Origin of the sequence: Bradyrhizobium sp. SZCCHNS1022 (genome assembly GCF_032484835.1) — a bacterium.
Classification (GTDB): Bacteria; Pseudomonadota; Alphaproteobacteria; order Rhizobiales; family Xanthobacteraceae; genus Bradyrhizobium.
The window spans coordinates 1,231,105-1,249,882 of record NZ_JAUETT010000001.1 but is presented as its reverse complement, the minus strand read 5'-3'; the positions used below and the strand labels follow the sequence as shown (position 1 = coordinate 1,249,882).

At 61.9% G+C, this 18,778-nt stretch carries 16 protein-coding genes and 2 tRNA genes; 11 read left to right on the top strand and 7 right to left on the bottom strand.

Annotated elements, in window-relative coordinates:
• Nucleotides 1-97 precede the first annotated feature (97 nt).
• From QX071_RS05605 to QX071_RS05585, 5 genes are all read right to left on the bottom strand, one after another.
• Nucleotides 98-1,777 carry a hypothetical protein gene (locus QX071_RS05605; RefSeq protein ID WP_316171406.1) on the bottom strand — a complete coding sequence of 560 codons (1,680 nt, stop codon included), beginning with the start codon at nt 1,775-1,777 and terminating at the stop codon, nt 98-100.
• Nucleotides 1,778-1,972: 195 nt separating this feature from the next.
• Nucleotides 1,973-5,308, bottom strand: coding sequence for a helicase-related protein (locus QX071_RS05600; RefSeq protein WP_316171405.1), 3,336 nt, complete (start codon nt 5,306-5,308; stop codon nt 1,973-1,975).
• Nucleotides 5,305-5,883: a hypothetical protein gene (locus QX071_RS05595; protein WP_316171403.1), complete on the bottom strand. Its 579-nt coding sequence runs from the start codon at nt 5,881-5,883 to the stop codon at nt 5,305-5,307. The genes QX071_RS05600 and QX071_RS05595 overlap by 4 nt, the downstream gene beginning before the upstream one ends.
• A 375-nt stretch (nt 5,884-6,258) precedes the next feature.
• A tRNA-Lys gene (locus QX071_RS05590) sits at nt 6,259-6,327 on the bottom strand.
• Between the two features lie 106 nt (nt 6,328-6,433).
• On the bottom strand, nt 6,434-6,916 hold the full coding sequence (locus QX071_RS05585; RefSeq protein WP_316171401.1) for a hypothetical protein: 483 nt from the start codon (nt 6,914-6,916) through the stop codon (nt 6,434-6,436).
• A gap of 92 nt (nt 6,917-7,008) precedes the next feature.
• Between QX071_RS05585 and QX071_RS05580 the strand changes: the two genes are divergently transcribed.
• Nucleotides 7,009-7,239 (top strand): helix-turn-helix transcriptional regulator, encoded by a 231-nt coding sequence (locus tag QX071_RS05580; RefSeq protein WP_316171399.1) that lies wholly within the window; start codon nt 7,009-7,011, stop codon nt 7,237-7,239.
• A 260-nt stretch (nt 7,240-7,499) separates the two neighbouring features.
• Here QX071_RS05580 and QX071_RS05575 read toward each other — a convergent pair.
• A tRNA-Arg gene (locus QX071_RS05575) sits at nt 7,500-7,576 on the bottom strand.
• A gap of 344 nt (nt 7,577-7,920) precedes the next feature.
• Entirely contained in the window at nt 7,921-9,396 is a 1,476-nt protein-coding gene (locus tag QX071_RS05570) for a HAMP domain-containing sensor histidine kinase (protein WP_315701881.1), read from the bottom strand.
• 400 nt (nt 9,397-9,796) lie between these two features.
• Between QX071_RS05570 and rpmH the strand changes: the two genes are divergently transcribed.
• The 10 genes from rpmH to dapE all read left to right on the top strand — a co-directional run bounded on the left by rpmH (nt 9,797) and on the right by dapE (nt 18,753).
• Nucleotides 9,797-9,931 (top strand): 50S ribosomal protein L34, encoded by a 135-nt coding sequence (rpmH, locus tag QX071_RS05565; RefSeq protein WP_006609582.1) that lies wholly within the window; start codon nt 9,797-9,799, stop codon nt 9,929-9,931.
• Nucleotides 9,932-9,962: 31 nt separating this feature from the next.
• Complete coding sequence (gene rnpA, locus QX071_RS05560) at nt 9,963-10,346, top strand: ribonuclease P protein component (RefSeq protein WP_315701882.1); 384 nt, start codon at nt 9,963-9,965, stop codon at nt 10,344-10,346.
• 23 nt (nt 10,347-10,369) lie between these two features.
• Entirely contained in the window at nt 10,370-12,238 is a 1,869-nt protein-coding gene (yidC, locus tag QX071_RS05555) for a membrane protein insertase YidC (RefSeq protein WP_315701883.1), read from the top strand.
• Nucleotides 12,239-12,367: 129 nt separating this feature from the next.
• On the top strand, nt 12,368-13,027 hold the full coding sequence (gene yihA / locus QX071_RS05550; protein WP_315701884.1) for a ribosome biogenesis GTP-binding protein YihA/YsxC: 660 nt from the start codon (nt 12,368-12,370) through the stop codon (nt 13,025-13,027).
• Nucleotides 13,024-13,395 (top strand): DUF423 domain-containing protein, encoded by a 372-nt coding sequence (locus QX071_RS05545; protein ID WP_315701885.1) that lies wholly within the window; start codon nt 13,024-13,026, stop codon nt 13,393-13,395. Before yihA ends, QX071_RS05545 begins: the two co-directional genes overlap by 4 nt.
• A gap of 70 nt (nt 13,396-13,465) precedes the next feature.
• On the top strand, nt 13,466-14,362 hold the full coding sequence (argB, locus tag QX071_RS05540; protein WP_315701886.1) for an acetylglutamate kinase: 897 nt from the start codon (nt 13,466-13,468) through the stop codon (nt 14,360-14,362).
• Between the two features lie 80 nt (nt 14,363-14,442).
• On the top strand, nt 14,443-15,507 hold the full coding sequence (locus QX071_RS05535) for a DUF1036 domain-containing protein (RefSeq protein ID WP_315701887.1): 1,065 nt from the start codon (nt 14,443-14,445) through the stop codon (nt 15,505-15,507).
• 201 nt (nt 15,508-15,708) lie between these two features.
• The gene (locus tag QX071_RS05530; protein WP_315701888.1) at nt 15,709-16,401 is read left to right on the top strand and encodes a pyrimidine 5'-nucleotidase; all 693 of its coding nucleotides are present in this window, start codon (nt 15,709-15,711) and stop codon (nt 16,399-16,401) included.
• Between the two features lie 274 nt (nt 16,402-16,675).
• The gene (dapD, locus tag QX071_RS05525) at nt 16,676-17,521 is read left to right on the top strand and encodes a 2,3,4,5-tetrahydropyridine-2,6-dicarboxylate N-succinyltransferase (RefSeq protein WP_315701889.1); all 846 of its coding nucleotides are present in this window, start codon (nt 16,676-16,678) and stop codon (nt 17,519-17,521) included.
• Between the two features lie 65 nt (nt 17,522-17,586).
• Entirely contained in the window at nt 17,587-18,753 is a 1,167-nt protein-coding gene (gene dapE, locus QX071_RS05520) for a succinyl-diaminopimelate desuccinylase (protein ID WP_315701890.1), read from the top strand.
• The last annotated feature ends 25 nt before the right edge of the window (nt 18,754-18,778 follow it).

The following is an 18,778-nucleotide window of genomic DNA, read 5'->3' as shown; positions in this document are numbered from 1 at the left end:
TTGATCTGGTCGAGCGGGTAAGCACTGTTTCAGCTTTCATCGGGATGCCCTCGGAATCGTATGACTGGTCCGAGCAGCTATCTGGGGAGCGGTGCGACTACACGACTTCCTTGCCGGTAAAGCGTTTCGTCCAATCCAATACAGGCGGCGGCGCCTTGTCTTCAACCGCCGACGGCGGAACGATTTCGCCAATCTCGCTCGGCGGATAGCTTAACCCCCACGCGACAGCAAGCCGATTGAAATCAGTGACTTCGATCGGCAGCTCGATGTTTGCCGGTATTGGCAGTTCGAGCAGTCGAGCGCCTCCATTCTGCGAATGCTGGCGCAGCCACGGATCGAGGGCTTCGACAATCCGGCGATGCAGCTTATTTTGCGCGCCTCCGCCGGCGAGGAAGATCGGCAGATCATTTTCCGCTTGCCAACATTCAGCATGGGGATCCCGCTTTATCCTGGTCCGCCAAACCACCTCGCAAAGACAGCGGTCGCACTGAGCGGCAAAATCAGATTGCGTTTTTCCGTCTCCCAGGAACCAGTGATACGCTTCGACACCGAGCGGGCGCACCTGGGCCGCAAGCAGCCCGTAGCGATCCGTCGCTGAATCGGCTTGTCCAAGTCGGAAGGTGCAGACGTCAAATGTCATCGCTCCCACGTCGACCATCAGATAAAGACCCGGGGCTCTGTTCGTAGATTTTGCAAATCCAGCGGCCTCCGCCGCCGTCTCCGGCAGAGCGGCAACACCAAGCTTCTCGGCTTCGTCGGCCGAGCGCATTGCGGCCAAGACATGCGGGTCCTTTAAGAACAGACTCGTCGTCTCGGTCGTTATGGCGCCTTCAAGATTTGCGATCAGCACTGCAGCCGCCGCAGTCCGCCGATAAATGGAAACCAAGCGCGCGTCATCAAAGTTGGCAACCGGCATCCCGACATTCAGGAACCAGACCGGTTGCCGATTACGGAATATCTGCGGACGGTTCGCCAGCAACCAGCCGCGGGTGTAACGAACAACGAACGCAAGGAATGCTGTCGCAGCATCAGCCCTCGTCACCGGCATCTGACTCTTCGGATCCGACACGATTGCGGCGTCGGCGTCGCGTCCCATGATGCCCTGCTTTAGTGCGTGCAGCAGACGCGCGTTTTCGGATGGCCATGGGCTAAACTCGCCCGTCTCGCTCACCCAAAGGACGGTCTGCCATAGGTACGGGTGCCCCATGCTCCGGCAATGCGCAGGCGCGGGAATTGCGATCGTCGGCGTGCCAGGTTCATATGGGAAGCGGACTATGAGCTTCGTGGTGCTCGTGCCAAAGTCGAGCCCGATGGTGGCGAATATGTCTTCCTTCGCTTCTGACCTGGAAGCAGGCAGGCCCGCGAGGAGGAAACGCGTGAAGCTATCCCGATCCTCTGCAGTGATCGTCGTTGGAGCAGGCTCACGGACAGCCGCCTCAGGGGGAAGATCCCAGTAACGGAACGGCGCTTCTTGTGGCTCTGTCCCAAGCCCCTTGGCCTTCGACTGAACGCTGGCGTTCAGCACAGTTCGTCTTTCTCCGAAGAGCGGCCAGGGCAAGCTTTCACTAGGACTAGCAGCGGGGCTCGATAGCTTAGGTGGGGCCTGCTTTGAGCGCGAATCACCCCCGGCTCTCGGGGACATGCCCTTTGCCTGCCAGGGCGCCTTGGGTTGGCTAAGCTGGGCGTCTACCGTCTCCTGCGCGCGCTTCAAAAGATTCTCGCGCAAGCGGCCCATGCGCGCCCGCATTTCCGGCGATAATGCATCTCCCAGAGCCATGCAAACCTCCTGTTCGCGCGGGCCAATGGGCCGCGCTAATCTACGGACAGGGATCGAAGAAATAAGTAATGAGTGATCAATCCCCGCTTTGGCTGCCTACCTAATCGGGCAGCTCCCCCTATTCCGGACATCGGGTCAGAGAAAATCGCGAAAAATCTGACCCGACCTTCCTTTGCGCAACACCTTCTGTGTCTATTATGTGAGTTCGACGAGTACTGCGGCGACCTCCTCGGCTTCAGGAATTATCTCGCGCTGCCGGTCAATCTCCGCTAGGCGCAATGCGCACGCCTCGCGCAATTTGCGAAGCTTTCCTTCAATCGCGACGTTGACCGACAGCAGCTGCTTAGCTTTGCGCTGGTCGCCCACAAGGTCAAACTCGGCTGCGCGAGACTTGTTGCGCTCCTGCTGGGACAGCAGATTTGCGGTCTTGCTGTCACGGTGTCGCTCTACGGCGTGACGCCGGATTGCCGTGCGATCTTCGATCTCCGCAGTGATCTGCTGGACAAACTCATCAAAGCGGCGATCGAGCGCCGGGTGCACAGTGTCTCCCAGCAAAGCGGCAGCTCTAGGCAAGCGCGCATCTGCACCAAAATTGTAGAGGGGCCGCCCATGCTCTGCCGCCGCTAGTGCGAGCGCCTCGGCAAGATCCCATGACAACAATTTTCCGGTTACCAGCTCCGCGCCGGCATACGCCAACCGGGCTGTGTTCGTCCCCCGACTATCTGCGCCGTTGCCAACCCACCTCCGCACGGCCACAACATATGAGCCAGAGTCACAATCCACTTTCAATTTGTCGCGCGGCACGCTTGCCGCGACAGGCTCAGCCTGGTTACCCAGATCATCGCGACGATCGAGCTCGGCCGCGAACCGAACTAGAGGATGTACTTGTGAAATCACCTCTATGGAGGCTTCGCGACTTCGAACGACTGACGAACTGAACCGATAACGCTGCTGCTCATTGCCATGGAGCAGCCGAGTCGTTCCACGCAATCCGCGACGAGCCAAAAAGGTAGCCAACTCATCGCGCGCCTCCGGCGATAACGTAATGCGGTAGTCATCCGTTTTGGGGGCCACCGACTCAATAGTGCATCCACGAAAGCTGCGCTGGAGCCGATCGCGAACATATATAAAAATATCGTCGGCGTGGAGCCAACGGTTTAGGTCGCGGGCCTCCTTAATTTTTTCAAGGATGTAATCTCCATGCTTGATGAGCGACCCAGCTTCCGCCTCAAGCTTCTCTTCCTCCTGCCGCAGATTGGCCGCCACCTGTCGAGCCTTATCTATCGCATCTTTCTTCTGCTCATCCGTCAAAGTCGGGTCGACCAGCTTTAGCGTCATCTCTCGGATCGGCTCGCCTAGAACCGCTTCAAACTCTCCGAGCGCGCGCTCTCCGATACCTAGTCGCTTATACAGGCGTTGATAGATCAGCTCGTCGATCGTTCCCTCGTATATCAGATTCAGGATAACCACCTTCTGGCTTTCTTGACCCAACCTATCCACGCGACCGATGCGCTGTTCGAGACGCATCGGATTCCACGGCAAATCGTAGTTCACGATAACCCAGCAGAATTGCAAATCTATGCCCTCGCTTCCCACCTCGGAAGACAGGAGCACTTGACGGTCTGGGCGTTCTCGAAATCTTTTCAAAATGGAAGTTCGCGACTCCTTCACACTACCGTGCAGCAACTCACTCTCGATTCCATCTCGATAAAGGCACCGACTGAGGTAATTTAGTGTTGGCTTGAAACTAGAGAATACGATCATCTTTGAGCCTGGGTACTCGGCCCAAAGCTTACGTAGCTGGGTTAAGAGAAGGGTATACTTCGAGTCGACGACTTCGAGACGCTCGGAGACGTTCAGACGCCGAGCCAGCGCTGCAAGGCGGGTAACCAGTGGACGCGCATCAAGCTGATACTCCTCCAAATCTTCATCCGTCTCTTCGATAGGGTCGTTTCCATTTACAGCGGATGCCGCCCAATAGGTCGACGCTGCGGCAGGGCTCGATGTGAGCAATCGCTGAGGCGTCGAAAGCAAAAAGCGTTCACTTGCATCAAATGAGCGCGCGTATTCAGTCACTTCCTGTGTAACCGCCTTATAGAATTCCTCTTCCTCAGCGTGCATGTGCAACAACGGCACGATCGGATCACGCCTCACTCGAAACTCGTCGACGTCTCGCCGACGAGTACGTGTGACGTAATTTGCAAGCTGATTGACCTGCTCCAACCGCAACGCCAGCTCTGCTCGCTTAGAGATGTCGAGAGGCTTCGTCGACAGTTCATCGCGAATCAACTCGATCGCCTTACTGCCGGCGAGGATTCCGTACTGGCCAGCATCGCTAAGTCTATTGAGTACTTCTAGTACTGGAGTTGCGGGCTTCATAAGCATGTCGCGCGCTTGGACAATTGGGACGTTAGTTAGGATGAGCTCATCAAGCGTGCTTTCATATTCAAAAGTTTCTGGATCAATCAGACGCAGTAGCGAATGGAGATCGCGGTTGCGAAGATGTATCGGTGTGGCGGAAAGAAACACTCGATGCGCGGATGCGGCATTGGTAAGCTGTCCCAAGCTATAGAGCATGGTCTCGGGGTTGCGCATGTGATGGGCTTCATCGATCACGAGCAAATCTATCAAAGGTTGACCTTCTGCCGCTTCGTCCAAAAGGCGGGCGAGTGTCTTCCTATGTGTTGGTGAGGTTTCCGCGTCCTCATCATGACCATTATTCCAGCCTCGAGGTGGCCGAAGGGACTGCATGCTGGCCACTGCCGCAAACCCGCGCCCGTTGCTCCGCGAGAGGAGTTCGACAAGCTCGCTAGCGTCGACAATACGGGCATCGACCCCAAACCTGTCATCCAGTTCCGTACGCCACTTGTCGCACAGCGTCTTGGGACACAGCACGAGCAATCGATTGGCTTCGACTCGTGCGCGAAGCTCCGTCCAGATTAATCCGGCCTCGATTGTCTTACCCAAGCCAACCTCGTCAGCGATCAGCAACGCGTCCGTGGGAGAATTGAGAAGCTTCAAGACCGGCTTGAACTGATACGCATAGAAGTCGGTCTCCGTCGCCTCCATGCTGTAGACAACATCGCTAAGCCGGCCAGTGACGCGATTTCTTGCAAAGGTCCGCCGCAACCATTCGGGGCTAGCAAAGCGACCGTCGAAAAATCGATCAACGAGCGGTGGGGCGACCGGCGGAACGACTTCCAAAGCGCTCTCCGGCAGCCATTTAACGGCGCCATCGAGGAATTGAACGGGCAGCATCTTTCGACCCGCTTGCACCTTCTCGCCTGGCTGCACCACGCCGCCGCGTGTCGGATCCGTCTTCAGGCGGACCTGCATGCCTGCTGGGATGAGGGCCTCAGGGCTAACACGCGCGAGTTGGGCGGCTATAATTGTTTGAGCGGGAGGGTCAAGGCGAGCTCCATCATCGGACAGCTCTGACCGAACTTCGTCATCGGATAGGAATTCAACGCTATCGGAGGCCGCTTCAACAAGCGCAATAAGCCGACGGACGTGATCTTGGTCGGCGCTCATGACCGATCTCCAGACATTTTATGCTTCGCTAACCTGCGTCGAATGCGCTTAAGGGCACTCTCGTAGCCGATCTCTGAGAGCCCGTATCGCTTTCTGACTTCCGCTGGCGAGTTGCCGCTGGCTAACGCTAGAGCGATCGCAGCTGTGTTGTCGTCATCGCCGAGAGCTCTCAGCACTTGAAGAAGCTCGTCACGGGCGGCCATCTGCACCTCGGGATCCGGTTCGGCCTGGTGCCCGGCGGCAGTGTCGCTGATCGCAATCATGGGAGTTTGCCGTCGGCGCCAATAGTCGCGAACAATGCTCTTCATGGTGCGGTGGAAGCAATCGGTGAGAGTTTCCTTCCGATGCCAATGGCGGCCATATTTTCCGTCTCGCGTCAGGAGGCGTTCGACGACTGTGTTGATAACCTCATGCGGCTCCATCGTTGTTCCGCGCACAAGCAACCTGGCCCGCAACTCGATCCTCCCCAGCTCAGATGGTGAGAGCCGAGCAAGTCCGGCGGCGGCTTCCTGGACTGTTGCGTACTCTGCCTCGCTCTCGCGGGAGCCTGGATCAGGCTCGTTGGACTGGGTCATCAGCGTTCGCCCACCCTCTAATCGCGTGACGCCGTCGATATCGGACACTCTCCAAGACGCGGAAGGAGGATGGAACTTTGGCTCCACCTCGGCAAGCAAAAGAAAGTAGGTGCAACCTACCTTCCTGCTTTAGGGAAAAGGAGGGGGTTTGCATGGCCCGAAGGCCTTAGGGATCCGACGTCGGCGAAGCGCGACCGCAGCACGCGGTCACTCACGCGACGCAACCATTGCCCGCTTCATGGGCAAAGCCAATTGGGTCGCCAAGCCGATTCTACGCTGCGGCTTTCCTCCTGCCGCCTCCACGAGCGAAATTTCAAACTAGAAGCAGCAAAAAGCCTCTGAAAACGATGCGTTCCCAAAGACTTAAAACTTTGTTGCGGGGCAAGATTTGAACTTGCGACCTTCGGGTTAAGAGCCTGATGTTCGATTTGCCAGGAACCAAGCAGAGCTGACCACACCCTCGTGTGGGTGAGCGGCGAGCACGCGGATCGGGCGCTGGACCAGAAACGCGCATCTTGCGGCAACAACAGCGCAAGCTATTCAGGCAAAATCACCTAACCCGCATCCGAAATGGCAATGGCGTCCGGGCAACGTCGCAGACCGCCTCGATCAGCAGCCGGACCGCTTGTGCCTCCCAGTCGATCTTGTCAGTTGGCTCTTCCCAATATTGGGACATCACATATGCCGCATGGCGAGCTTTTACACCGAGATCTACGATGGAGGATGCGGGAGCTGCCATGATTGCCCGTTCAACGGGGTAAAGGCGCTCCAGGATAGCCTCCACGTATTTCGCTTGGGTCATCTCGCTAACCGCTGCGTTTTCTTTACTGCCAGCGCTTACATGGCCCGGCGCAGCTGGCAGCCGATCTGAACTCGCAACCAGCTCACCGTTTGCTTCTTGGGCGGCAAGCAATTGCGCAACAAGGTCGTCGAGCTGAGCTCCCAGAGCGAGGAGACCTTTATCGTCACCTACTCTCGCCGAATTCGAGCGGCCCAAAGCTTCTATGCCGTTGGCTGATTGGTCATGGGGCATCGTAGGCAACCTCGCGCTGCAGTGTCGAATTCGGAGCATCTTTTCGGCTTTAAAGCCGTGGGTCAATAGGCCACAGAACGGTTGGCTGAGGCATGGACCTCCGCCAACGATTCGCGACCAATCTGCGCCGCATCCGGCACGACCGGGGTATTTCCCAGGAGGACTTGGCATATGAAGCTGGGGTCGATCGTGCCTACGTCAGCAGGATCGAGCGAGCCGTGACCTATGTCGGCTTAGAAATCATCGGGAAGTTCGCCGAGGTGCTGAAGGTCGACCCCGTCGAGTTTTTTGCGACTCCGAGCCGAACGCATCGGAAGACTTAAGACTGGGGCGAACGCCAGCACACGTTGGTCCGCGGCTGCACGTGCGGCGCGCCGACCCAAATTAAGTCAGCGTGGCGTTCCAAAAATCGCCGTCTCGGCAGCGTGATGGTGCAACACTGGACGGCGTCCCTGCTTTCGGGAAGCCAGATCCATCAATGCTAGAAAAAACTTCCCCAGACTAAAACCCAGACTAAACGGAATCTCTAGTCTGGGCCCATTCCGGCAAGAGACGAAAACTCGCTTATTTCTAGGAGCTTAAGTGGCGCGCCCGGAACGATTCGAACGTCCGACCCTCAGATTCGTAGTCTGATGCTCTATCCAGCTGAGCTACGGGCGCGTTTTTCGCGTGTGGTCTCGGGCTAATGCCCCAAAAGGCCGGTCCGGCGAGCGGAGGGCCCTGCGAAGGGCCACTGACTAACGGCTCCAGGCACGCTTGGCAAGGTGGCAGGAGCAGATTTTGCCGCCAATTTTTGCGCCGAGATGAGGCGCAGGCGCTGATCACCTCCCGTAAAAAAGGGCAGAGAGGGCTACCGCGTACGGTCGCTCGAAACGGACGCTGCGTTCCCTTCTCCTGAAAGGCCTGAACGCGGGAGATCGGGCGGGCGCCCGCGCCGGGAGGGGTACGCCTGGCCCCCCCAAATCTTGGAGCAATTGGCGCGGGCATCGGCCGCAGCCCCCCGCTCACGCCCTGGCGCGCTCCTTGCGGATGCTCTGCAGCTCGACCGGACGGTCGGGAATGGTGATGCGGAAGGTCGCCCCGAGCGTCCCCTCGACCAGCTGGATCTCGCCGTCGTGGGCGCGGACCAGTTCGGCCGCGATCGCAAGCCCGAGCCCGCTGCCGCCGGGCCGGCCGGCGCCGCGGAACGCTTCGAACAGGTGCTCCCGCACCTTGGCCGGGACGCCGGGCCCGGTGTCGGAGACCTCCAGGATCGCAACCGCCCCCTCGCGGCGGCCGGTGATCCGGATCTGGCGGATGCCGGAATTGCCCGGCCGGCTCTCCAGCGCCTGCGCAGCGTTGCGCACCAGATTGAGCAGAACCCGGAACAGCTGGTCCGGATCGGCATCGACCTCGAGGCCGCGCTCGACCGCCGCGACCCATGTGATCGACGCATCCGGCGACAGGCCCGCGGTCTCCCGGACCTCCGCCACGACCGACTCCAGCGAGACCATGCGACGATCCGGCGCCGGCTCCTGGACCCTGCCGTAAGACAGCGTCGACTGGCAGAAATCGATCGCGCGCTCGAGCGAACGCATCAGCTTCGGCGCAAAGCGCTGCACGCGCGGATCGGGCACGCTGGCGAGCTGGTCGGATAGCAGCTGCGCCGAGGCCAACAGGTTACGCAGGTCGTGATTGATCTTGGAGACCGCCAGCCCCAGCGCGGCAAGCCGGCTCTTCTGATGCAGCATGGAGACCAGATCGCGCTGCATGTCGGCAAGCTCGCGCTCGGCCACCCCGATCTCATCGCTGCGCTGGCTCGGCACGATGATCCGCGCGGCGCTTTCGGGGTTCTCATGGAACCCGACCAGGCTTGCGGTCAATCGTCGCATCGGCCGCACAAAGAGATAATGGAGCGCGAGGTAGACCAGGGCTGCCGTCAGCACGGCAATGAGGAGCGACACGACCAGCAGATTGCGGGAGAAGCGGTACATCGCCCGCCGCAGCGGCTTCTCGTCGGTCACGACCTCGATGAACTGGGCGCGGCCCGGCGCCGGCCCGACCACGCGCATCACGTGATCCCCGGTCTCGGTCATCATCTTGAGCGAATTGACGATCGAGGACCACGCCGTCATGTCGCGCATGTCGAAATCGTGGTCGATCGAGGCCGGCAGATCAGCGCTGGCGAGCAGGCGCCGTTGCTGGCCCATCTTGATGGCAACTGCACGCGCGCCGATCGAGGTCAGGATCTGGCGGGCAAGCGAATCCGGCACCATCCCTGAGGGCGCCGCATCGAGCACCAGCGCTGCGGTGTTGGCTGCGGCCAGCCGATCGTTGAGCCGGTTGGTCCAGAAATTGGCGATCGCGGGGACATAGATCAGCACTTCCGCGATCATGACGAGCGGAATGGTCAATAAGAGCAGCTTGCCGGACAACCCGAGCCGGCGCGACCGCTTCGGCCGCAGGCGCTCTATAATCGGTTGGTCGTCGGTTTCTGACACGTGTCGCCCTTCACGAGGCATCCCAACCCTTACCGCCCCGCAACATGAAGCCCGGCCCCAAGCCCCGTCAAATTACGGATCGCTCATGTTCCGGTTTCGATTACCTATGTTCGGGGCGGATCGATGCCATCCCGCCCGGAACCCGGTAGAATCGTTCTATCCAACGCCAAGCGCGACCTCCGGAGGCTTTCTGCAGACTGCCTGCCGCGCGATTGACGAAAACAGGTCGCTCCCGTATAAGCCGCGCCAACTGTCCGCGACGGCCCGGCTTGCCCGGGGGCGGCTCGATTTCTGGGCCGGCAGCGGCCTTTCTTGGGCCTGACCGCGTCACCGGACATCCTCGACAATTTAAACAGGCATATTGCCCTCTGGCAACTTGCCCGTCAGCGGAGATTGACCCGTGAAGCGGACCTATCAACCCAGCAAACTGGTGCGCAAGCGCCGTCACGGCTTCCGCGCGCGCCTCGCCACCACCGGCGGCCGCAAGGTTCTCGCTGCCCGCCGTGCGCGCGGCCGCAAGCGTCTGAGCGCCTGAAGCCAGGACGTCTCTCCCGGAGATTTCCATCATGGATCGGCTGCGGCAGCGGGCGGACTTCCTCGCCGTTGCCGATGGCGTGCGGGCGAGCAGCCCTGCCTTCGTGGTCCAGCGGCGGGAACGCCAGGACCAGGGCTCGATCCGGATCGGTTTCACGGTCACCAAGAAGAACGGCACCGCCACGGAGCGCAACCGCATCCGCAGGCGGTTGCGCGCGTTGGTGCAACGGCTCGATCCTCTGTCGATGCGGCCACACAGTGACTATGTGCTGGTCGGCCGACGCGACGCGCTCACGCGCGACTTCTCGACCATGTTCGACGATCTCAAGACCGCGCTGCAGAGGCTCGATCGGCCGCAGCGTCAGGCCGGGCCGCATCCAAAGCGGTCCCAGGCCAAACCCCGCCAACCAGTTTGAATGACCGGACGACAAGAAGAACGATGACCGACAATCGCAACACCATCCTCGCCGTCGTCCTGTCCGGGCTGGTCCTGATCGCCTGGCAATATTTCTACAACATGCCGCAGATGGAGCGGCAGCGCGCGCAGCAGGCGCAGGCGGAGCTCGCCAAGAAATCCGCACCGCAGCCGGAGGCGTCCAACACCCCGGCGGGTTCGAGCTCGGCGCCGCAGCCGGGCAGCTCGGGCGCGCCCAGCGCGCCTTCGGCGAACGCCCCCTCCGGAACCGGCGTGATGCCGCGCGAGACCGCGATCGAAGCTACCCCCCGTGTCAAGATCGATACGCCGCGCCTCGCCGGCAGCATCTCGCTGAAGGGCGCGCGGATCGATGACCTCGCACTGGTGCAATATCGGGAAACGGTCGATCCGAAGTCGCCCGCGATCGTCCTGTTCTCGCCGTCGAGCACCGCCCATCCCTACTATGCCGAATTCGGCTGGGTCGGCGGCGCCGGCTCGAACGTGCGCGTTCCCAACCAGAACACGGTCTGGCAGCAGCAGGGCTCGGGCACGCTGACGCCGTCGACGCCGGTCACGCTGACTTACGACAATGGCGAGGGGCTGACCTTCCATCGCACCATTTCGGTCGACGAGCATTATCTGTTCACGATCAAGGATGAGGTCACCAACGGCGGCACTGCACCGGTGACGCTCTATCCGTTCGGCCTGATCTCGCGCCACGGCACGCCGCAGGTCTCCGGCTATTACATCCTGCACGAAGGCCTGATCGGCTATCTCGGCGACCATGGCCTGCAGGAATACAGCTACAAGAAGATCGACGACGAGAAGGCCCTGAACTTCAAGGCCACCGACGCCTGGCTCGGCATCACCGATAAATATTGGGCTGCGGCGCTGCTGCCCGAGACCAATGCCCAGCTGCAGGCGCGCTATTCGTCGAATCTGGTCGACAACGTCCGCCGCTACCAGACCGATTATCTGGAGGATGCGCAGACGGTCGCGGCCGGAGCGACCACCACCGTCTCCAGCCGCCTGTTCGCAGGCGCCAAGGAAGCGGGCGTCGTCGGCATCAACTTCCCGATCGGTGGTCTCGGCGGCTACAATCAGGCACTCGGACTCAACCATTTCGATCTGCTGATCGACTGGGGCTGGTTTTACTTCCTGACCAAGCCGATGTTCCTGGCGCTGGACTTCTTCTACCGGTTCTTCGGCAATTTCGGCATCTCGATCCTGCTGGTGACCGTGCTGGTGAAGCTCATCTTCTTCCCGCTCGCCAACAAGTCCTATGCCTCCATGGCGAAGATGAAGTCGATCCAGCCGCAGCTCGCTGCGCTCAAGGAGCGCTATCCGGACGACCGGATGAAGCAGCAGCAGGAAATGATGGAGATCTACAAGAAGGAGAAGATCAACCCGGTCGCAGGCTGTCTGCCGGTGCTGCTGCAGATCCCGGTGTTCTTCTCGCTCTACAAGGTCCTGTTCGTCACCATCGAGATGCGGCACGCGCCGTTCTACGGCTGGATCCACGACCTCTCGGCGCCCGACCCGACCAACCTGTTCACGCTGTTCGGGCTGTTGCACTACGACCCGACGCAGCTGCCGATGTTCGGCCATTATCTCGCGCTCGGCATCTGGCCGATCATCATGGGCATCACGATGTGGTTCCAGATGAAGCTGAATCCGACGCCGCCGGATCCGACGCAGGCCATCATCTTCAACTGGATGCCGCTGATCTTCACCTTCATGCTTGCGGGCTTCCCGGCCGGGCTCGTCATCTACTGGGCCTGGAACAACACCTTGTCGGTGCTGCAGCAGAGCGTCATCATGCGCCGCAATGGCGTGAAGGTGGAATTGTTCGACAACATCCGGGGCGTGTTCTTCAAAAAAAGGGCGGCGTGACACCCGGCCGGCGCGATACAAGGCCAACGTCATCGCGAGCGAAGCCAAGCAATCCTGCATCGAAACGAAGGTTCTGGATTGCTTCGTCGCTTCGCGCCTCGCAATGACGCAGAGTGAGACTGCTCTCAAATGACTACCAGCACCACCGACGAGGCCGAGCTGATCGAACGGGGGCGAAAGCTGTTCGCGGGTCAGTGGCGCTTCGTCTGGGCCTCGCCCTCGATCGAGGCGCTGCCGCCGATGGGCCCGCTTGAGATTGCTTTTGCCGGCCGCTCCAATGTCGGCAAGTCCAGCCTGATCAACGCGCTGGCCGGCCAGACCACGCTGGCACGGACCTCGCATACGCCGGGCCGCACCCAGGAGCTGATCTTCTTCGAGGGGCCGGAAAACACGCCGCTGCGTTTGGTCGACATGCCCGGTTACGGCTATGCCTCCGCGCCGAAGACCAAGGTCGCATCCTGGACCACGCTGATCCACCAGTTCCTGCTCGGGCGCACCAGCCTCGCCCGCGTCTATGTCCTGATCGACTCTCGGCACGGGCTGAAGGATGTCGACCAGGAGGTGCTGACGACGCTGGACAAGTCGGCGGTGAGCTATCAGCTCGTCCTGACCAAGGCCGACCAGGTCAAGCCCGCCGAGCTCGCCGCCCGTATCGCCGAGACCGAGACCACGCTGGCCAAACATCCGGCCGCCTTCCCGCAGGTGCTCGCGACCTCCTCGCGCGCCGGCATCGGCATGGCGGAATTGCGCGCCGCGATCGCGCGCCTGTTGAACGAGCGCGGCGCATGATCCGGGCCGTTCGCATCCTGATCGCGCTCGCCGGATTGATGGGCGCCTCGGGCGTCGCGCTCGCAGCGATGGCCGCACATGCGACCGATGCCAGCCGGCTGTTGCCGGCCTCCGCCATGCTGCTGTTCCACGCCTGCGCCGTGCTCGGCGCTTGCGCACTGTCCGATCGGCGCGTGATCCACCCCCGCATCGGCCTGATCGCAGCTGGCGGCTTCGTTGTTGCGGCCGCGCTGTTCTCCGGCGATCTCGTCATGCGGCAGTTCACCGGCGACCGCCTGTTTCCGTTCGCCGCGCCGACCGGCGGCACGCTATTGATCGCGAGCTGGCTGGTGCTCGGCATCGCGGCATTGTGGCCCCGCCGCGGGTAAAGGCCGCTTTGCGCAGCATGCGGCAATCGGCTAGAAGGCGGCGACTTCCCCGCCAGCGAGATTGTCTCTCATGACCGACGCGACCCATATCAGCCCGCTCGATCAGGCCCGCATCCTGTCCGAAGCGCTGCCGCATATGCAAGAATATGACGAAGAAACCATCGTCATCAAATATGGCGGCCATGCCATGGGCGACGACGAGACGGCGAAGGCCTTCGCCCGCGACATCGTGCTGCTCGAGCAGACCGCGATCAATCCGGTGGTGGTTCATGGCGGCGGTCCGCAGATCGCGACCATGCTCAAGCGCCTCGGCATCGTCTCGGAATTCGCCGCCGGTCTTCGCATCACCGATGCCGCCACCATCGAGATCGTCGAGATGGTGCTGGCTGGCTCGATCAACAAGCAGCTGGTCGGCTACATCAACGAAGCCGGTGGCAAGGCCGTCGGCCTGTGCGGCAAGGACGGCAACATGGTGCGCGCGGTCAAGGCGACGCGCACCATGGTCGATCCGGATTCGCACATCGAAAAGGTGGTCGATCTCGGCTTCGTGGGCGAGCCGGAAAAAGTCGATCTGACGCTGCTCAACCAGTTGATCGGCTATGAACTGATCCCGGTGCTGGCGCCGCTGGCGACCTCCAAGGAGGGCCAGACCTTCAACGTCAATGCCGATACCTTTGCCGGGGCCGTGGCCGGCGCCCTGAAAGCCAAGCGGCTGTTGCTTCTGACCGACGTGCCGGGCGTGCTCGACAAGTCGAAGAAGCTGATCCCCGAACTCTCGGTCGCCGACGCGCGCAAACTGATCGCCGACGGCACCATTTCCGGCGGCATGATTCCGAAGGTCGAGACCTGCATCTACGCGCTCGAACAGGGCGTGCAGGGCGTCGTGATCCTGGATGGCAAGGTCCCGCACGCGGTGCTGCTCGAACTCTTCACCAACCAGGGCACCGGCACGCTGATCCACAAGTGAGAACACCCCGCCATCTCTCTCCGTCATGGCCGGACTTGTTCCGGCCATCCACGTCTTGCTCCGGTCGTGGGAACAAAGACGTGGATGCCCGGGTCAAGCCCGGGCATGACGATGTGGAGATACTCGGGCGCGCTACGTCCCTATGGACTCGCAGCGCGCTCGCTCTATCCGCTACTCTTCTCGCCCTTGTCGTCTCCACCAGCCCCGCGGCCGCCGACCTGAAACTCTGCAACCGCATGAGCTATGTCGTCGAGGCCGCGATCGGCGTCGACGAGAAATCGGCCACCGCGACGCGCGGCTGGTTTCGGATCGATCCCGCGGCCTGCCGCGTCGTGTTGCAGGGCGAGCTCAGCGCCGACCGCATCCTGTTGCATGCGCGCGCGCTCAGCCTCTACGGCGCCTCGCCGATCGCGGAGAACGGCAACGACACGCTGTGCGTGGCGCAGGACAATTTCGTGATCGCCGCCGCACGGCAGTGCCGGAGCGGACAGACCCCGGCACCCTTCACCCAGATCACGCCGACCAAGACCGAGGACGGCAACCTGGTCGCCTATCTCGCCGAGAGTGCCGAATATGACGACGAACAGGCGCGCCTCGCGGCCATCCAGCGGCTGCTCGGCATTGCCGGCTACGACGCTTCGCCGATCGACGGCGTCGACGGACCCAAGACACAGGCCGCCCTTGCTGCCTTCCTGAAAAGCCGCGGCCTCGCTTCCGATGTGGTCTCGCAGCCGAATTTCTTTTCCACCATGGTCGATGCGGTGCAGGCGCCCTCGCCGACGGGGCTGACCTGGTGCAACGACACGCCGCACAAGGTGATGGCGGCGGTGGCGACTGACGACGGCAGGACCGTGATCAGCCGCGGCTGGTATCGCATCGATCCCGGCAAATGCCTGCATCCGGACATCACGGGCCAGCCGAAGAAGGTGTACAGCTATGCCGAAGCCATCGATGCCGACAACCGCAGCATCAAGGTCAAGGACAAGCCGCTGCGCTGGGGCGGGCTGACGCAACTCTGCACCCGCGAGAGCAAGTTCGAGACCTCGGAACAGGGCGACTGCCCGAGCCGCGGCTTTGCGGCGACCGGCTTCACCGCGGTCGACGTCGCCCGCAGCGGCAAGACGTTACGGTTTGCGCTGCCGTGATGAGCGTGCGTGCAGTGCCGCCACACACGATGCTGTCGTCCCCTCGGAAGCGGGGACCCATAACCACCGGCGGCGTTGGTACGAAGAACGACAACGATCGGCGGTGCGTTACAGATAAATTCCGCGGTATGGATCGCCGCTTTCGCGGGGATGACGGTGGAATTTGCGGCAGCCTTCCGCGGATCACAGGCTGAAAGAGATATGACGAAATCCTCCCGCACCTTCGACCACGTCGAGACCTGGGTGTTCGATCTCGACAACACCCTGTATCCGCACCACGTCAATCTGTGGCAGCAGGTCGACGCGCGCATCGGCGAGTTCGTCGCCAATTGGCTGAACGTCTCGGCCGAGGAAGCACGTCGCATCCAGAAGGACTACTACCGCCGCTACGGGACCACGATGCGCGGCATGATGACCGAGCACGGCGTGCATGCCGACGACTTCCTGGCCTATGTGCACAAGATCGACCATTCGCCGCTTGAACCGAATCCCGCGATGGGGGCCGCAATCGAACGCCTGCCCGGGCGCAAGCTGATCCTGACCAACGGCTCCATCGATCATGTCGATGCGGTGCTAGATCGGCTCGGCATCGCCTCACACTTCCACGGCGTGTTCGACATCATCGCGGCCGAGCTGACGCCGAAGCCGGCGCGCCAGACCTATGACCGCTTCCTCAAGCTCCACGAAGTCGACCCGACGCGGGCTGCGATGTTCGAGGACCTCGCGCGCAATTTGGAGGTGCCGCACGCCCTCGGCATGACCACGGTGCTGGTGGTGCCCGACGGCACCAAGGAGGTGGTCCGCGAGGACTGGGAGCTCGAAGGTCGGGACGATCCTCATGTCGACTATGTCACCGACGATCTGACCGGGTTCTTGCGAGGGCTGGCGCGGTAACGCCGCTCGTCGTGAGTTCGCCATTCCCGGATGGTCCGAAGGACCAGACCCCAGATGCGTAATTGCGCATCGGGAATTCTCGAGATTCGGGGTTCGATGCTTCGCATCGCCCCGAAATGACGGACCAAACAACGTCCCGCCATTCTCACCGGACCAGGACCTCGTCCGCGATTGAGCCGACGAGCATCCTTGACTCTCCTTCCCCAAATTCAGAAAAAGCTAGCTCGTTTTGCTGAATGCACCGCGCGCCGCCCGCCAATCCAAGGATCGATCGATGTCCCTCTCCGCCCTGGAATCCACCATCAACAACGCCTTCGAGGCGCGTGACGGCATCTCGACCGCGACCAAGGGCGAGGTGCGCGACGCCGTGGAAAGCGCGCTCGAATTGCTGGACAAGGGCGAGGCGCGGGTCGCCGCGCGGGGCAGCGACGGCAAATGGACCGTCAATCAATGGCTGAAGAAGGCGGTGCTGTTGTCCTTCCGCCTCAACGACATGCGCGTGATTCCGGGCGGCCCCGGCCAGGCCACCTGGTGGGACAAGGTGCCCTCCAAATTCGAGGGCTGGGGCGAGAACCGCTTTCGCGACGCCGGCTTCCGCGCCGTGCCCGGCGCAATCGTGCGTCGCTCCGCCTTCATCGCCAAGGGCGTCGTGCTGATGCCGTCCTTCGTCAATCTCGGCGCCCATGTCGATGAAGCGACGATGGTGGACACCTGGGCCACGGTCGGCTCCTGTGCCCAGATCGGCAAGCGCGTGCACATTTCCGGGGGCGCCGGGATCGGTGGCGTGCTGGAGCCGCTGCAGGCCGGCCCCGTGATCATCGAGGACGACTGCTTCATCGGGGCCCGCTCGGAAGTGGCCGAGGGCGTGATCGTGCGCAAGGGCGCCGTGCTCTCGATGGGCGTGTTCCTGGGCGCCTCGACCAAGATCGTCGATCGCGAGACCGGTGAGGTGTTCGTCGGCGAGGTGCCGGAGTATGCAGTCGTGGTGCCGGGGGCGCTGCCGGGCAAACCGATGAAGAATGGCGAGATCGGGCCCTCGACCGCCTGCGCCGTGATCGTCAAGCGAGTCGACGAGCGCACCCGGTCGAAAACCTCGATCAACGAACTGCTGCGGGATTGAGACGAACATTCCGGCCCGCCGAGGCCCTACTAGCGGCAGCCGGAGAGAGCGTGTTAAGCGAGGGCATGACCGATGCCCTCGCCATTGCCCGTGACCTGATCCGCTGCCCATCCGTCACCCCGGCCGATGCCGGCGCGCTCGACGTGCTTGCAGCGCTCTTGAAGGACGCCGGCTTCGAGGTGCAGCGCGTCACCTTCTCGGAAGCAGGCACGGCCGATATTGACAATCTTTACGCCCGGATCGGCCGTGAGGCGCCGCACATCACCTTCGCCGGCCACACCGACGTGGTGCCGCCCGGAGACGAGAGCGCCTGGAGCCTGGGTGCGTTTTCGGGTGAGGTGAAGGACGGCTATCTCTACGGCCGCGGTGCGGTCGACATGAAGGGTGGCATCGCCTGCAGCGTCGCCGCGGTGCTGGATTACTTGCGCGAGCATGGTGGAAAGCCGCGTGAAGACGGCAACGGCTCGATCTCGTTCCTGATCACCGGCGATGAGGAAGACGTCTCGGTCAACGGCACCGTGAAGCTGCTGAAATGGGCGGCGGAGCGCGGCGAGATATTCGATCATTGCGTGCTCGGCGAGCCTTCCAACCAGGAGGTGATGGGCGACTGCATCAAGATCGGCCGCCGCGGCTCGCAATCCGGCACGCTGATCGTCGAAGGCAAGCAGGGCCACGTCGCCTATCCGCACCGCGCCGCCAACCCGGTGCCGGACATTTCGCGGCTGATCGTCGCGCTCTCCGACGAGCCGCTCGATCAGGGCAGCGCGCAATTCCAGCCGTCCAACCTCGAATTCACCTCGGTCGATGTCGGCAATTCCGCGAGCAACGTGATCCCGGGGACGGCACGGGCGAAATTCAACATCCGCTACAATGACTGCCATACGCAGGAATCGCTGCGAGCACTGGTCGAGGAGCGGCTGAGGACGGCCTGCGGCAACCGCATCCGCGCCCATATCGAATGGCTGCCGTCCAACGCCAACGTATTCCTGACCAAGCCCGGTTCGTTCACCGAACTTGCCGTTGCGGCAATCGAAGAGGCGACGGGGCGCAAGCCGGAGCTGTCGACATCAGGCGGCACCTCCGATGCCCGCTTCATCTCGAGCTACTGCCCGGTCATCGAGTTTGGCCTGGTCGGCCAGACCATGCATCAGATCGACGAGCGCGCGGCGGTGGCCGACATGGAGACGCTGACGAAGATCTATCGCGGCATCCTCGATCAATATTTCGCGTGATCGGTGCGGACTACGCCAGCGACCT

What these genes read in the sequence shown, in the direction of transcription:
- QX071_RS05605 (WP_316171406.1), bottom strand. Translation starts at nt 1,777, where the DNA reads ATGGCTCTGGGAGATGCATTATCGCCGGAAATGCGGGCGCGCATGGGC.
- QX071_RS05600 (WP_316171405.1), bottom strand. Translation starts at nt 5,308, where the DNA reads ATGAGCGCCGACCAAGATCACGTCCGTCGGCTTATTGCGCTTGTTGAA.
- QX071_RS05595 (WP_316171403.1), bottom strand. Translation starts at nt 5,883, where the DNA reads ATGACCCAGTCCAACGAGCCTGATCCAGGCTCCCGCGAGAGCGAGGCA.
- QX071_RS05585 (WP_316171401.1), bottom strand. Translation starts at nt 6,916, where the DNA reads ATGCCCCATGACCAATCAGCCAACGGCATAGAAGCTTTGGGCCGCTCG.
- QX071_RS05580 (WP_316171399.1), top strand. Translation starts at nt 7,009, where the DNA reads ATGGACCTCCGCCAACGATTCGCGACCAATCTGCGCCGCATCCGGCAC.
- rnpA (WP_315701882.1), top strand. Translation starts at nt 9,963, where the DNA reads ATGGATCGGCTGCGGCAGCGGGCGGACTTCCTCGCCGTTGCCGATGGC.
- yidC (WP_315701883.1), top strand. Translation starts at nt 10,370, where the DNA reads ATGACCGACAATCGCAACACCATCCTCGCCGTCGTCCTGTCCGGGCTG.
- yihA (WP_315701884.1), top strand. Translation starts at nt 12,368, where the DNA reads ATGACTACCAGCACCACCGACGAGGCCGAGCTGATCGAACGGGGGCGA.
- QX071_RS05545 (WP_315701885.1), top strand. Translation starts at nt 13,024, where the DNA reads ATGATCCGGGCCGTTCGCATCCTGATCGCGCTCGCCGGATTGATGGGC.
- argB (WP_315701886.1), top strand. Translation starts at nt 13,466, where the DNA reads ATGACCGACGCGACCCATATCAGCCCGCTCGATCAGGCCCGCATCCTG.
- QX071_RS05530 (WP_315701888.1), top strand. Translation starts at nt 15,709, where the DNA reads ATGACGAAATCCTCCCGCACCTTCGACCACGTCGAGACCTGGGTGTTC.
- dapD (WP_315701889.1), top strand. Translation starts at nt 16,676, where the DNA reads ATGTCCCTCTCCGCCCTGGAATCCACCATCAACAACGCCTTCGAGGCG.
- dapE (WP_315701890.1), top strand. Translation starts at nt 17,587, where the DNA reads ATGACCGATGCCCTCGCCATTGCCCGTGACCTGATCCGCTGCCCATCC.